Source organism: Pseudomonas sp. 50_B, assembly GCF_017491625.1.
GTDB lineage: Bacteria > Pseudomonadota > Gammaproteobacteria > Pseudomonadales > Pseudomonadaceae > Aquipseudomonas > Aquipseudomonas danubii.
The window spans coordinates 49,584-64,015 of the sequence record NZ_JAFGYX010000007.1; the positions used below are offsets into that span (position 1 = coordinate 49,584).

Genomic DNA, 14,432 nt, shown 5'->3' on the forward strand with positions numbered 1-14,432 from the left:
AGGCGAGAACCTGGCGGTTGATGCTCATCGGCACAAGGGCACCTCCAAAAACGCTGGCGTACATCAGGTTGACCTTGCTCACGGGGTGATGACCGTTCGTCAGTGGTGACCGACGAGTCATTCATTATCGCGGCGTGTAGACTGCGCACTTTCAAGTTGCGCGGTGCGTCACCTTTATTGCCTTTGCCCTGTCTTTAGAGGTGCTCTTGAAACCAACAGTCAGCCTACGGCGAGCGCAAAACCGACCGTATCTTGACCGGAACGCCTTTTCCGGTCAATACGGCAAAATAGCCGTTTATAAGCCGCGCTTCTTTGATTTATCTGGGCTGCGGCAAATTCAAACAAACGTTTGTATTGGACGCTGAGAGTGGTGTAGATATAATGCGCCGCCCAGAGAGAAAGGTCGGCCATCCTCCCCTTCTCCCCCCATTTGTAATGGGAGAAAGCGCGGATGCAACGCCAAACCTCCAATTAGAAAAAACCGTTGAGCCTTGAGTAGGAGATAGCCTAGTGGAACGCGAATACATGGAATTCGACGTGGTCATCGTCGGTGCCGGCCCCGCAGGCTTGTCCGCCGCTTGCCGCCTTAAGCAGAAGGCCGCTGAAGCCGGTAAGGAAATCAGCGTCTGCGTGGTTGAAAAAGGCTCCGAAGTCGGTGCTCACATCCTTTCCGGTGCCGTGTTCGAGCCTCGGGCCCTGAATGAACTGTTCCCGGACTGGAAGGAACTGGGCGCCCCGCTCAACACCCCGGTCACCCGCGACGACATTTATGTCCTGCGTAGCGGCGACACTTCCACCAAGGTTCCAGACTTCTTTGTGCCCAAGACCATGCACAACGAAGGCAACTACATCATTTCCCTGGGCAACCTGTGCCGCTGGCTGGCCCAGCAGGCCGAGAACCTGGGCGTGGAAATCTACCCGGGCTTCGCCGCCCAGGAAGCCCTGATCGACGAAAACGGCGTGGTCCGCGGGATCATCACCGGTGACCTGGGTGTCGACCGTGAAGGACAGCCGAAAGATGGCCTCTACACCCCAGGCATGGAACTGCGCGGCAAGTACACCCTGTTCGCCGAAGGCTGCCGCGGCCATATCGGCAAGCAACTGATCAAGCGCTTCAACCTGGACAGCGACGCCGACGCCCAGCACTACGGCATCGGCCTCAAGGAAATCTGGGAAATCGATCCGGCCAAGCACCAACCGGGCCTGGTGGTCCACACCGCCGGCTGGCCGCTGGACATCATGAGCAACGAGAACACCGGCGGTTCCTTCCTCTACCACCTGGAAAACAACCAGGTCGTGGTGGGCCTGATCGTCGACCTGTCCTATGCCAACACCTACCTGTCGCCGTTCGACGAATTCCAGCGCCTCAAGCATCACCCGGTGCTCAAGCAGTACCTGGAAGGCGGCAAACGCATCAGCTACGGCGCCCGTGCACTGGCCAAGGGCGGTATCAATTCGCTGCCGAAGATGGTCTTCAAGGGCGGGGCCTTGATCGGCTGCGACCTGGGCACCATGAACGTGGCCAAGATCAAGGGCAGCCACACCGCCATGAAGTCCGGCATGCTCGCCGCCGATGCCGTGGCCGACTCGCTGTTCGCCGGCTCCGAAGGTGCCGATGAGCTGAAGAGCTACGTCGACTCCTTCAAATCCAGCTGGCTGTATGAAGAGCTGTTCGCCAGCCGCAACTTCGGTCCGGCCATGCACAAGTTCGGTCCGATCATCGGCGCCGGCTTCAACTGGATGGATCAGAACATCTTCGGTGGCAAGCTGCCCTTCACCCTGCACGACACCAAGCCGGACTACGCCTGCCTGAAGCTGGCCAAGGACTGCGCGAAGATCGACTACCCCAAACCCGACGGCAAACTCAGCTTCGACAAACTGAGCTCGGTGTTCATCTCCGGTACCAACCATGAAGAAGAACAGCCTTGCCACCTCAAGCTGACCGACCCGAGCATCCCTCTGGGCCGCAACCTGCCGCTGTACGACGAGCCTGCTCAGCGTTACTGCCCAGCCGGCGTGTATGAAGTGATCACCCAGGAAGACGGCGAGAAGCGCTTCCAGATCAACGCCCAGAACTGCGTGCACTGCAAGACCTGCGATATCAAGGACCCGGCCCAGAACATCACCTGGGTCACTCCGGAAGGTGCCGGCGGCCCGACTTACCCGAACATGTAAGTCGCCGCGGTACACAAGAGGCCCCCTTTATGGGGGCCTTTTTCATGCCCGGGATTTGCCGGCACAGCCTCCGGCAGGAGCCGACTAGTCGGTGAAGAGCCCCTCAAGCCTTGTACCGACCCAAAGGCGTCGTCGCTGGCAAGCCAGCGCCTACGAACAGCATCTACAGAGCTACGGCCCGCTCATCCCCGGGATTACGCTCAAAGTAGCGTTTGTACTCGCGACTGAACTGCGAGGTGCTCTGGTAACCCACCCGATGCGCTACCTGGGCCACACCCAGCCCTTCTCCCACCAGCAACTGCTGGGCCTTGAGCAACCGCAGGCGCTTGAGGTACTGCACTGGCGACAGCAGGGTGCTGCGCTTGAAATGCTCGTGGAAGGTCGACGTGCTCATGTTGGCGCAACGGGCCAGGGTCTCGACGTTCAACGGCTCGGTGTAATGCTCGTGCAGATGATTGAGCGAAGCCGCGACCCGCGCGAACTGCCCCTGCTGCTCCACCAGTGCCCGCAACGCATCGGCCTGAGGCCCGCGCAGGGCAGCAAAGAGCAGCTCGCGCACCCTGGACGCCCCCATGACCTTGCACTCCAGAGGATCGAGCAGGCAATGCAGCAGGCGCTCCACGCAACCACGCATGACGTCGTCAAGCACCGCCGAGGTCATCGATTCCAGGGTTTGCGCCGAAGCCGCCCGGCCTTCGGCGATCCCCATGGCCAGCACCAGCTCGCTCAGGACTGCCCGGTCGATGGCAATGGAAATCCCCAGCAGCGGTGCATCGGGCAAGGCGAAGGTTTCGCACTCGAAGGGCACCGACAAGGCCTGGATCAGGTAGTGCCCGGCGCCGTATTCCAGGGTCCGCGTGCCCAGGTAGGCCAGTTTGCTGCCCTGGACAATGATCATCAGGCTCGGTTCATAGATCTGTGGACCTCGCGCCACATCACAGCTGGCCCGCAGCACCTGGACCCCAGGCAAGGCGGTGGCAACGAAACCATCTCGGCTGGCAAGGGGCTGGATCAGCGAAACCAGGGTGGCATTGGCGTCAAGGTGACGGGTCAGCAGCATGCAGAAAACTTCACGAAAAAAGGGATGAAAACATCATCGCAGGTCTGCTGGCCAATGCCGCGCAAAAACCGCCAATACCGGAGGAATAGGCATGACATGCCGAGGAATCGCCATGGCCGCCCTCAGGCTCGACGCCGAGAATGCACCGCCTCACTTGTCAGCGCTTTTGCGAGGTTCTTCATGTACACCACCATCGGTTATGCCGCCCAATCGGCCACCACTCCCCTCGCCCCCATGAGCTTCCAGCGCCGCAGCCCACGCGCGGACGACGTCGCCATCGAGATCCTCTACTGCGGCGTCTGCCACTCCGACATCCACCAGGCCCGCAACGAATGGGGCATCGCCGTGTACCCGCTGATGCCGGGCCACGAGATCGTCGGCAAGGTCACCGCCGTCGGCGCCAACGTCAGCAAGCACAAGGTCGGCGACCTAGTGGGCGTCGGCTGCATGGTGGACTCCTGCCGCCATTGCGAAGCCTGTGCTGCGAATCTGGAACAGTACTGCCTGGAAGGTCCGACCATGACCTACGCCACCCCGGATCGGGTCGATGGCAGCAACACCATGGGCGGCTACTCCGACAGCATCGTGGTCAGCGAGCACTTTGTCGTGCGCATCCCGGAGAAACTCGACCTGGCCAGCGCAGCACCGATTCTCTGTGCCGGCATCACCACCTACTCGCCCCTCAAGCACTATGGCGTCAAGGCCGGCGACAAAGTGGGGATTCTCGGCATGGGCGGCCTGGGCCACATGGGCATCAAGTTCGCCAAGGCCCTGGGGGCCGAAGTGACCCTGTTCACCCGCTCGGCGAGCAAGGCCGAAGAAGCCCGCCGCCAAGGCGCGGACCATGTGATCGTATCCACCGATGCGGCGCAGATGCAGTCGGTAGCCGGGCATTTCGACTTCCTCCTGGACACCATCCCGGTGCCCCACGACCTCAATCCCTACCTCGACACCCTGCGCTTTGACGGCGTGCACATCCTGGTGGGCCTGATCGAGCCGGTGGACCCGGCACTGCACGCCGGCAAGCTGGTGATGAGCCGTCGCGTACTGGCCGGATCGCTGATCGGCGGCATTGCCGAGACCCAGGAGGTGCTGGATTTCTGCGCCGAGCACGGCATCACCTGCGACATCGAGATGCTGGATATTCGTCAGATCAACCAGGCCTATGAGCGCATGATCAAAGGGGATGTGAAGTATCGCTTCGTGATCGACATGGCGACCTTGAAGCTCTGAATCTCGATGCCATGACGGCCCGGCTTGTCACGAGGAGGCGCTCCACGCAATACGCCTTCGCCGACAAGCCGGCTCCGGCACGGGCCAGCTGGCGCCAGCCCATGGGGGCTGTCGTCAGCCCCGGGCGAACGCCCGCAGCACTTCGCCGTCCATGCGGTACTTGACCCACTCCTCCTGAGGCTGGGCGCCCAGGGACTTGTAGAACTGGATCGCCGGTTCATTCCACTCCAGCACACTCCATTCGAAGCGTCCGCAATCGTTGTCACAGGCGATCTGTGCCAGATGCCGCAACAGTTGCTTGCCCGCCCCGCCACCGCGTTGTTCCGGGGTGATGTAGAGATCCTCCAGGTACAGACAGTTGCTGCCCAGCCAGGTGGAATAACTGAAGAAAAACACCGCAAAGCCAATCGGCACGCCGTCACGCAGGCAGATCAGGCCGTGGGCCGTAGCCCCCTCACTGAACAAGCTGCGCTCAATATCGGCGACGCCGGCAATCACTTCGTGACGAGCCCGCTCGTAGTCGGCGAGCTCAGTGATGAAAGCAAGAATCTGTGGGGCATCGCTGGGCAGTGCAGGACGGATTACGACGGTCATCGACGGTTCTCTAGGCAGAATCAGGTGGCCATATTAGAACGACAGCCGAAATACATGCACGGCCATTTACGCGCAAAGCTGATTCCCCGGCTCGCGGCTTACTCCGCTGTCGGCTAACCCTGAGGCCTGCAGGATCAGAACAAACAGCGCAGAAGGCCATGCTAGAAAGCCCTCCACGACTACAAGCATAAGAGAGGAGTTTTCATGTCCGTGCGGGCTATGCAGAAATCCAGGGGGCCAGGGCCATTGTTCGGGTTGTTCTGTCTGGGCAGCTATCTGTTGTCACTGTCTTACGGATCGACCTTTCTCCTGTCCTTGCTGATCAGCAGCCGCGGCGGCAATGAGCACGACGCCGGCAGCGTGATTTCGGCAGCGATGCTCAGCACCTTCGTCGCGGTGATCGGTTCCGGGCACCTATCGGACTGGCTTGGCGCCGCACGTTCGGTGGCGCTGTTCGGCTGCCTGCTGGCCCTGGCCAGCCTGGGCTTTGCCCTGACCCCCGGGTTCGGCCACGCCCTGCTGCTCTTCGGCCTGACCCTGGGCCTGGGCTGGGGAGTGTTCTACACCCTGGGGCCAATCATCGTGGCGATGCTGGTGGAGCCCGCGCAACGAGCCCGCTACTTCGCCCTGCTGTCGGGCAGCATGATGACCGGCATCGGTTCCGGGCCGCTGCTGGGACGCCTGGCCAGCGCGCTGGGCTATCCCGTGACCAGTGCTTTTTTCATTGCTGCGGCAGCCAGTCTGGTGGGGGTGCTGATCTTTTGGCGACTGGGCGCCCGCCTGAGTCGCCAGCCCAATCATCTGGGGACTTCAGCGGCCCGGATCACCAGGAGCGGTGCGGCACGCGTACTGTCTTCCAGGGCCCTGTGGCCAATCCTGATGGTGGGCCTGGGTGGCTGTGTGTTCGGCGGGCTGTCGAGTTTCCAGACCAGCTACGGTGTATCCCGAGGCGTGGACTACTCCCTGTTCTTCCTCGGGTTCATGAGCGCCGCCATCGCCAGCCGGATGCTGATCGCCGGCATCGTGGTCAAGCGTGACCCCTATCGCGCATCCTGCCTGCTATCGGGGCTGATGGTGGTGTCGATCCTGCTGTTTCTGTTTGTCGTCGACAGCAGCACCAGCTACCTGTTGGCCGCAGTGATACTGGGGATTGGCTATGGCCTGACGTATTCAGTGATCAACGGCCTGGCCGCCAACGAAGCACCTGCCGGCAGCACCTCGCAAGCACTGCTGTTGTTCAGCCTGTCCTATTTTGTCGGGGTATTCGGCTTTCCCTGGCTGGCCGGGCGGATCATCGTCGAGGCCGGCATGCAGGCGCTGCTGTTCACCGTACTGGCTATTGCTCTGCTGAACTGGCTGATCAGCCTCGGCCGCCTGGGCTGGCGCCGAGCGCTCCAACTGCGTATCGCCCACAACCCGTAGCGCCGTTCGTCGATCATCCGGCACCAACCCCACGCCAGGGCAGACCAATATCAGGTAACGACTCTAACAATGGAGGCGACACCATGATCAAGGTCCAACTCTCAGCCCTGGCCCTGGCCGGACTGTTGTCCAGCGCCGCCCTGGCGGGCACCACAGGCCCCACCAATCCGGTAGAAGGCCCGCAATCCCCTGCCCCCCAGAGCACACCGAAGATCAACATCAACCCACCGGCCATGGACGAAGGCTCGCTGCCGCCGGCCACCGGCACCGACCCGCGAATCCAGGGCAACGACAACGGCCGCCAGGGCGGCGCCGGCACCCTGGATGCCACGACTCCGGACAATGGCAAGACCGGTAGCGGATCGAAAACCACCACCGGCGGCTCAGGCTCAGAGGGCAGCAGTCAGTAACACCCGGCGCCGGCTCAATCCAGTTGGCGCTGCGCAAGGCTGGTGACGGTCCATCAGGCCCGCAACATTGCGTCCACTTCCGCGCTGCACGGTGCGGTGGCCGGGCCACGGCGGGTCGCCGCGATGGCCGCCGCCGCATTGGCCCGACGGGCCGCTGCCTGCGGCTCATGACCCGCAGCAAGCGCGGCGACAAAGACACCGGCATGGGCATCACCGGCACCATTGCTGTCCACTGCCTCGACCTTGAATCCCGGCACCAGCACAGCACGCCCCTCTTGATTGATCCAGCAACCTCGGGGACCGTCACGCAGTACCAGCATGGCCTTGGACGACAACATTGAGCCCAGCCGCTGCAAGGCTTCGACCATTTCCGAGCTGGCACTCAAGCGCAGGGCCTCGACCCGGTTACTGCTCCAGATGTCGATACGTGGCAACAAAGCCGCCATCAAGGGAGAATCCAGCGAGCCCACCAGCGGCCCCGGGTCGAACATCAGGGGCACCGAGACTGGCAACGCCAGCACCCAGTCGACCAGGGCCTTGGCCTTGCTCGCCTGAAGCAGGCTGTAGCCACTGACGTAAAGGTAATCCCCCGCTCTCACCTGGACCTGCGCCAAGTCTTCGACCGTCAGTTCGCCCTCGGCACCTATATGGGAAATGAAAGTGCGTTCGGCAGAGGCTTCGGTCAAGGCCACGCATAGACCCGTGTCGGCCCCGAGACTGGGTTCCAGGCTCATCTGGATGCCTTCGGCCTGCATCGCCTGCCGTGCCAGATCACCAAAGCGCCCCTGGCCGTGACGACCGAGATAGACCACCGGCAGGCCATTGCGCGCGGCCGCCGCCATGACATTGAAACCGCCACCCGCCTCGAAACTGGCCGACTGCGCCAGCACATCACCGCCAGACTCCGGCAGTCGATCAACGGCCATCACCAGATCGACGATCACCTGGCCACTGTGGAGCAATCTAGGCATTGGCATTCTCGACAAAAGCCCGACGCCGGTCACGGGCGCCGCCCAGCACGCCATAGACGCCGCCGGCCACCAGGAAGGTGATGATCCAGCCCAGGCCGTTATGCCCGAGCCAGGAATCGGCCAATGGTCCCGTGAACCAGACGTCCTCGACCGTGGTGCCAATGCTGGTGAAACAGAAGCCCAGGACGATGGCCAGCACCCAGGCACCAAAGGCCCGCCATTCGATGCCGCCCTGATACCAGTAGGCGCTGCTCGGGCCCACATTCAATAAATCATCGGCGCTGTAGTAGTGGCGATGGATCAAGTCCACCACGAAGATTCCCACCCAGGCCGTGATCGGCACCGCCAGCAGGGAAATGAAGCTGATGAAGGGGCCGTAGAAACTGTCAGCGATCAACATGAAGTAGATCGACCCCATGAAGATCGCCACGATGTCCACCAGTACTGCGTAGACCCGCTTGACCTTGAGGCCCAGGGTCAGCGCGGTGAGACCGGCGGAATACACCGACAGGTTGTTGGACAACAGCAGACCGCCGAAGGCAGCGATCAGGTAAGGCACGGCCATCCAGGTTGGCAGCATGTCGCGGATCGCAATGATCGGGTCCACCGCTGAGGCCAGATGATCGTTACCGACCGACAGCAAGCCTCCCAGAGTGATCAGCAGCACCAGCGGAATACCGGCACCGAAGGCCGCCGAGGCCACCAGGCGCCCGGCAGTGACCGAACGTTGCTGATAACGGGACATGTCCGCCCCAGAGCTGGCCCAGCCGATCCCGGTGCCTGCGGCCATGGTGCCGACGCCGATGATCATCGCGCTCATGGGCGCAGGGGAGGCATTGAACACTGCGGTCCAGTCGATGGTGGCACAGAGAAAGCCGCCCACCAGGACGTTCAGCGCGCCGAATCCGTAGGTGGCCCACTTCTGGATCACCAGCAACGTGGCGTGGCCCAGACCGGACACACTCAGCGTCATGAGCACAAAGATAGCGATGAACAGCAGGGTCAACAGTGGCGCGTCCTTGGCCGAGGCCGGGGTGTGGAACAGGATCGAACTCAAGGACAGGAGAACAAAGGCTGCGGTGGTGGTATTGACCGTTTCCCAACCGACTCGCGACAGCATGGACACCAGGGTGGGGCCGATATTGCCGCGCACACCGAAAATGGCCCGAGACAGGGTCAGGCTCGGCGCCCGGCCACGACGGCCGGCCACGGATATCAGCCCGACCACGGCGAACGATCCCACCGAGCCCAGGACCGCCACCAGCACCACCTGCCAGATCGACAGGCCGCGAAACGCCACCAGGGTCGCCCCCAGGGGCAACCCGAGGATGCTGATATTGGCCGCAAACCAGACCCAGAACAGCTGCAAAGGATGACCGTTGCACTCCGCTTCCGGGACCGGCTCGATGCCACGGGTTTCCAGTTGTCCGACACCTGACCCGGCGGTCGATGAACTCATGAATAAGGCTCCTGTTGCCATCGTTGTGGTTATTGGCAATTTCGGAAGTCGCTGAACATCCCGGCATTCCTGGCCGTGTTTTTTAGCTTTCCATAGCCATGGGTGTTTTCAGAGCAAGCTGGCTCAGCGCAGAGCCAGCAGCTCTTGTACCAGCGGCTGCAAATCCAGTTCATTGACTTGCTGCACCCGGTCGATCAAATCCCTGGGCCACGCCTCCAGCCCAAGGCAGGCGCCGAGCATGGCCCCGAGAATCGCGGCGATTGTGTCGGTATCGCCCCCCAGGCTGGCAGCCATGCACAAGGCCTCGAAGGCTTCCAGATGACCAAGCGCCACTTGCCAGGCCAGGGCAAAGCTCGTTACCACCGACTCTTGGGATGCCACCGAGGTCCCCACCAGCTCATAGAGCATCCGGGCAAACCCCTGCTTGTCGCCATCCACGCTCAGAGTGGCGGCCCACTCCAGGCGCGCAGCAATACTGGCACCGGCGACCCAGTAACCTTGCGCCTGTGCCTGCCAGGCAACCTGCCTCCCAAGGGGCAAAGCGTCCGCCAGGCAAGCGCCATTGACACCGGCGGACACGACTGCCGCCACCGCTGCCGCACTGGCAATGCCCAGGCTGGTGTTGTGGGTGACCTGGCAGGCCTGGACCACCGCCTGGATGAAACGATCGGGGTGGGCAACATCGCTGGCGATGCCCACTGGCGTGATACGCATCGCGGCGCCATTGGTGGTGCCGTAGCGGCCAGCCTCTTCCACCGAGTGACCGGCGAGGATCAGTTCAATCGCGTGCTTGGTGGAAGGCCCAAGCAGGTCCTGGGAGCCTTTGGCCTGCATCGCGGCCTCCCATTCAATCAGGCTGCTGGCCAGCGCGGTCGGAGCGATACGGCCTTGGCCCTGGACCAGCAGGCGGCCCACCAGGATCGCCTGTTCAGTGTCGTCGGTAATGGAGCCGGCAGGCATGTTCGCCGCGATCGGCTGGTCCGGGCCGGCATCTTCCAGGGTACCGATAGCGCCGAAGCGTTGCTGGATCTGTTCACGACTCAGGGACTGGGTCGGCATGCCCAAGGCGTCGCCCAAGGCCAATCCATAAAAAGCGCCAAGCGCTCGCCGGAGCTGGCTCACCCTGACTCTCCAAATTGCAGGTGCAGGCGAAAATGCTGCGGGTCCAACAGGCTCTCCACCTGTTCCATGAAGCGTCCCTGGCGGTCATAGGTAGTGCGCAGGGCCTTGAGGAACACTTCTCCGGGAGCACGGCCCAGCAGCTCGGCGTCTTCGGCATTCAAGGGTTCGGCGCCGATCCACTGATCGCCACGCTCGCCGATATAGCCGTAGGCGGCCAGGGTAATGGTCAGGGAATCATCGATCAGGCCAACCCGCGGCAGGCCTTCAAGCTCGCCGGATGCAGGGATCAGGGAGCGTTCAAGAGACAGCACCCGCCCCTCGGTGCTGCGGCGACGGCGGTCCAGGGCAATGAATTGGTCAGTGCCCAGGCGGTGCTTGAGCTCGGGACGGCAGATCGCCTCCAGGCGCAACACCTCGGTATTGACCAGCGCTCCACTGTCGGCCAGCGCCTGGGCCCAACCGTGATGCTGGTCCAGGGCCACGCCATCGAAGGTGACAATGGAGCCGACGCCACTCTGTGTGGCGATGTAGTTGCGACGCTTGAGCTCAGCCAGGGCCTCACGCAAGGTGCCGCGACTGACACCGAACTCTTCGGCCAACTGATGCTCCCCCGGAAGCTGGAAGCCGTCTTCCATGAGACCGCTTTCAATGCGCCGGATCAGCTCGTCGACCACTCTTGTTTTCTTATCGAATCGGACATGTTTGATCATGTCCGGTTGATACATGAAAGATCGGATCAAGAGCAAGAAATATCTTTTTACACCGGCTTGAAACGTCCGTCTAAGGCTCAAGACCTATGGGGAAAAACGTTCCGCCGCTCCACACTCCCAGCCAGTTCTGGCCTTCAAGGGTGCGCGTCTGAGCCAGTTCCACCAGTTGGTAGAAGACGTTGCGATGGATCAGCGCCTCAAGATTGTGTCGAACCAGGATATAGGGCGCAGGCTCCTGGGTCTGAGGATCGATCACCACGCGCAGGGGATGTTCAGCGCCGGCAACCACCTGTTCATCGACCTGGGTAGTGAAGCGCAACACCTGGTTTTCGCCCTGCCCTTCGACCTCCAGGGTCACGGCAACGAAAGGTGCGTCATCAACCTTGATCCCCACTTTCTCAACCGGAGTGATGAGAAAGTACTGGTCGCCATCACGGCGGATGATCGTGGAGAACAGCTTGACCATGGGCTTGCGGCCGATGGGTGTGCCCAGGTAATACCAGGTACCGTCACGAGCGATCCGCATGTCGATATCGCCGCAGAAATCGGGGTTCCACAAGTGGACCGGCGGCAGGCCCTTCTCAGCCTTGGGAATCTGCGCCAACAGGTCGTTGGCCTTGCCTGGACCACTCATACCGCTCTCCTCAATCAATCAGTCACTCAAGCCCAGCAAACCGCGCGCGTATTGCTGCAAGGGTGGGCCGAGCAGATCCTGGGGCTTGTTGTCGTGGAACGTCAGTAAACCGCCACGACTGCGAATACGTGCCGAATCGATCAGATACTGGGTACTGGTTTCGATCAGCATGATCTGGATGGTACTGGTATCGACCCCCAGGCGGTCCACGGCTTCCTGATCCAGCCACTCATCGGAGTTGCCGATGCGGTCATCCGCCTTGGCAAAACGGGCGTAAAGCAGATAGTGCGCTCCTAGCTCCCGGGCTTCGGCCATGGCTTCGTTGAGGCCTTCGGCTGCTCGGGCGCGACGCACCATGGGGAAATATTCGATAAAGCCGTTGAAGGCTTCCTCCGCCACCACGTTGGGCCGCGGGTACGCGCTGCCTGGAGGAGCGAAAGGCCCCTGGGCGATGAAAATGAACGAATCCGGCTGAATGCGGAATGAGCTGGTACGGCGGGTATCACTGTGATCGAGCACCCCGGCGTCACTCAGGTGATAACGCACCCCTTCGCCCATATCACTGACATTCATGCAGCCGCCAAGTGCCAAAAAGGCCAGCAGCAAAACCAGGCTACGCATCCTACCCTCCAAAATCCGGTGACGGAAAACCGGCGAATGGCCACGGGATGCAGCTTCCGCGCCAGCTACGCGATTGAAGGAAACTCACGGAAAATCAGCATCAGCCACCGATGATCTTCATCACCGTGGCTCCGCCGGAGAAGGCCACATCCTGCTTGTCTCCCAAGGCCTTGACCAACAGGCGCTGCAGGGCCGGCAAAGCTTGATGGCGCGGCTTGTCCAGCAGATCGCCAACATAGTGACGATTGCTCGAAGACAGGCAGCCGTGCAACCAGCCAGTGGAAGACAGTCGCAGGCGCGAGCAAGTCCGGCAGAACGGCACACTCTCGTTGGCAATCACTCCGAAATGGCCAAGCCCGGGAATCTCGTAGCGTACGGCCGTGGCATCCAGTGGCGCGTCGGCCTGCAGGTAGTCGTAGCGCTGGCCGATCAGGTCCAGCAACTGCTGCAGGCTGACAAACTGCTGCAGGAAAGCATTGCCGTCACTGGCCAGGTGGCCCATGCGCATCAACTCGATGAAACGCAATTCATAGCCCTGCTGCAGACAGTAATCGAGCAACGGCATGACCTGGTCCAGGTTCTGTCCGCGCAACGGCACCATGTTGACCTTGATCTTCAACCCCGCCGCACGGGCTTGCTGCATGCCATCGAGCACAGTGGCCAGATCCCCGCCGCGGGCGATGCTGCGAAAGGCCTTGGCATCCAGAGTGTCGAGAGAAACGTTGATTCGACGGATCCCTGCTTCCAGCAACAATGGCAGCTTGCGCGCCAGCAACTGACCGTTGGTGGTCAGACTGATGTCCTCCAGATCCATCCGCCCCACCGCCGTCATGAAAACTTCCAGCTTGGGGCTGACCAGGGGCTCACCGCCGGTGATGCGCAAACGCTCGATGCCGGCTGCTTCGATCAGATACGCCACGCCCCGGGCCATCGCCTGGGCCGACAACTCATCCTGGGCAGCCACCAGCCGCTTGCCGTTGGGCACGCAGTAGGTACAGGCGTAGTTGCAGGCAGACGTCAGGCTGATCCGCAAGTTGCGAAAGCGCCTGCCTTGACGATCAACGATCATGGATGACTCCGGCGTAAGAAGGGAGAACCGGCAAAACCTGACTCAAAAATCAGGTTTTAGCAAGTCCCATGCCTGAGTATATTCCTCGGACACCGCGCCATACAGTTACCCGATGGCGCAATACAACGGGCGAATGCCTCAGCTGTTGGAAGTGTCGGGGTCGCGCTTGCGCTTGTTGCCCATGCGCACGCCGATGTCCATCAGGAACTGGAAGAAACCTTCCTGATCCTCGAGCACATTGCTCCAGAATGGCGAGTGATAGAGCGCCACGGCACCGTGCACCAGCGCCCAGGAAGCGCAGTAGTGGAAGTAAGGCGGCACGTCTTCCAGCTTGCCTTCGCTGATTCGCCCCTTGATCAGCAGGGTCAGGCGCTCGAAGTTGGAAGCACGGATCTTGTGCAGTTCCTCGACCATCTCCGGCACCTGATTGCCCTTGACCACCTTCTCTTCCAGGCGGTCGAACAACCGGTAGCGCTGCGGATCGCGCATGCGGAACTCGAAGTAGGCCCGAGACAGAGCCTCCTTGTCCTTGTCGACATCGGCAGAGTGCAGCAACTCGTTCAGATCCCGCTCATAGTCGAGCATCAGGCGCAGGTAGATCTCCGCCTTGGACTTGAAATGCTTGTAGATGGTCCCTTTGCCGATACCCACGGCATCCGCAATCATCTCGACGGTGACACTGTCTTCACCTTGTTCGAGGAACAGCTTGAGCGCGGTATCGAGAATTTCTTGCTCACGGCGACGAAACTCACGGACCTTACGAGGTTCTTTTTGCATAAGAAAAGGTCTGTTCGGGGTCAAAATCGAAGCCGCGTATTATGCCTAACTTGCGCCAAAATGCACGGATCATCCGTCGTTGCCACTGTTTCTGACGTAAAAGCCCTCGAGACGAAAAGACACAGATGAGTCGCAAGCGTCCGGAAAATCCAGTGAATACGGGGCCGGCAAGCGG

The 14,432-nt window shown here is 61.5% G+C and carries 15 protein-coding genes; 4 read left to right on the forward strand and 11 right to left on the reverse strand.

Features of this window, described 5'->3' with window-relative positions:
- Positions 1–219 precede the first annotated feature (219 nt).
- The gene (locus J5M73_RS11865) at positions 220–411 is read right to left on the reverse strand and encodes a hypothetical protein (RefSeq protein ID WP_102863892.1); all 192 of its coding nucleotides are present in this window, start codon (positions 409–411) and stop codon (positions 220–222) included.
- Positions 412–510: 99 nt separating this feature from the next.
- On the opposite strand from J5M73_RS11865, the gene J5M73_RS11870 reads away from it, so the two are divergent.
- The gene (locus J5M73_RS11870) at positions 511–2,175 is read left to right on the forward strand and encodes an electron transfer flavoprotein-ubiquinone oxidoreductase (protein ID WP_102863893.1); all 1,665 of its coding nucleotides are present in this window, start codon (positions 511–513) and stop codon (positions 2,173–2,175) included.
- Positions 2,176–2,338: 163 nt separating this feature from the next.
- Here the strand turns inward: J5M73_RS11870 and J5M73_RS11875 are convergent, their stop codons facing one another.
- On the reverse strand, positions 2,339–3,235 hold the full coding sequence (locus tag J5M73_RS11875) for an AraC family transcriptional regulator (RefSeq protein ID WP_102863894.1): 897 nt from the start codon (positions 3,233–3,235) through the stop codon (positions 2,339–2,341).
- 180 nt (positions 3,236–3,415) lie between these two features.
- Between J5M73_RS11875 and J5M73_RS11880 the strand changes: the two genes are divergently transcribed.
- Positions 3,416–4,468, forward strand: coding sequence for an NAD(P)-dependent alcohol dehydrogenase (locus tag J5M73_RS11880; protein WP_102863895.1), 1,053 nt, complete (start codon positions 3,416–3,418; stop codon positions 4,466–4,468).
- 114 nt (positions 4,469–4,582) lie between these two features.
- Here the strand turns inward: J5M73_RS11880 and J5M73_RS11885 are convergent, their stop codons facing one another.
- Entirely contained in the window at positions 4,583–5,062 is a 480-nt protein-coding gene (locus J5M73_RS11885) for a GNAT family N-acetyltransferase (protein WP_102863896.1), read from the reverse strand.
- Between the two features lie 204 nt (positions 5,063–5,266).
- Between J5M73_RS11885 and J5M73_RS11890 the strand changes: the two genes are divergently transcribed.
- Both J5M73_RS11890 and J5M73_RS11895 read left to right on the forward strand, forming a co-directional pair.
- Complete coding sequence (locus J5M73_RS11890) at positions 5,267–6,484, forward strand: MFS transporter (protein WP_243433775.1); 1,218 nt, start codon at positions 5,267–5,269, stop codon at positions 6,482–6,484.
- Positions 6,485–6,567: 83 nt separating this feature from the next.
- On the forward strand, positions 6,568–6,894 hold the full coding sequence (locus J5M73_RS11895) for a hypothetical protein (protein WP_102863898.1): 327 nt from the start codon (positions 6,568–6,570) through the stop codon (positions 6,892–6,894).
- Between the two features lie 53 nt (positions 6,895–6,947).
- Here the strand turns inward: J5M73_RS11895 and J5M73_RS11900 are convergent, their stop codons facing one another.
- The 8 genes from J5M73_RS11900 to J5M73_RS11935 all read right to left on the reverse strand — a co-directional run bounded on the left by J5M73_RS11900 (position 6,948) and on the right by J5M73_RS11935 (position 14,257).
- Positions 6,948–7,865, reverse strand: a complete 918-nt coding sequence (locus J5M73_RS11900; RefSeq protein WP_207815721.1) for a PfkB family carbohydrate kinase — start codon at positions 7,863–7,865, stop codon at positions 6,948–6,950.
- On the reverse strand, positions 7,858–9,324 hold the full coding sequence (locus J5M73_RS11905; RefSeq protein WP_102863900.1) for a cytosine permease: 1,467 nt from the start codon (positions 9,322–9,324) through the stop codon (positions 7,858–7,860). Before J5M73_RS11905 ends, J5M73_RS11900 begins: the two co-directional genes overlap by 8 nt.
- A gap of 123 nt (positions 9,325–9,447) precedes the next feature.
- Complete coding sequence (locus tag J5M73_RS11910; protein ID WP_102863901.1) at positions 9,448–10,446, reverse strand: ADP-ribosylglycohydrolase family protein; 999 nt, start codon at positions 10,444–10,446, stop codon at positions 9,448–9,450.
- Positions 10,443–11,156 (reverse strand): GntR family transcriptional regulator, encoded by a 714-nt coding sequence (locus J5M73_RS11915; protein WP_102864106.1) that lies wholly within the window; start codon positions 11,154–11,156, stop codon positions 10,443–10,445. The genes J5M73_RS11910 and J5M73_RS11915 overlap by 4 nt, the downstream gene beginning before the upstream one ends.
- 70 nt (positions 11,157–11,226) lie before the next feature.
- Complete coding sequence (locus tag J5M73_RS11920; protein WP_102863902.1) at positions 11,227–11,790, reverse strand: DUF1285 domain-containing protein; 564 nt, start codon at positions 11,788–11,790, stop codon at positions 11,227–11,229.
- An 18-nt stretch (positions 11,791–11,808) separates the two neighbouring features.
- Positions 11,809–12,411 carry a DUF4823 domain-containing protein gene (locus J5M73_RS11925; RefSeq protein WP_102863903.1) on the reverse strand — a complete coding sequence of 201 codons (603 nt, stop codon included), beginning with the start codon at positions 12,409–12,411 and terminating at the stop codon, positions 11,809–11,811.
- Between the two features lie 100 nt (positions 12,412–12,511).
- Positions 12,512–13,480 carry a radical SAM protein gene (locus J5M73_RS11930; RefSeq protein WP_102863904.1) on the reverse strand — a complete coding sequence of 323 codons (969 nt, stop codon included), beginning with the start codon at positions 13,478–13,480 and terminating at the stop codon, positions 12,512–12,514.
- A gap of 138 nt (positions 13,481–13,618) precedes the next feature.
- Positions 13,619–14,257 carry a TetR/AcrR family transcriptional regulator gene (locus J5M73_RS11935; protein ID WP_011060125.1) on the reverse strand — a complete coding sequence of 213 codons (639 nt, stop codon included), beginning with the start codon at positions 14,255–14,257 and terminating at the stop codon, positions 13,619–13,621.
- Positions 14,258–14,432 lie beyond the last annotated feature (175 nt).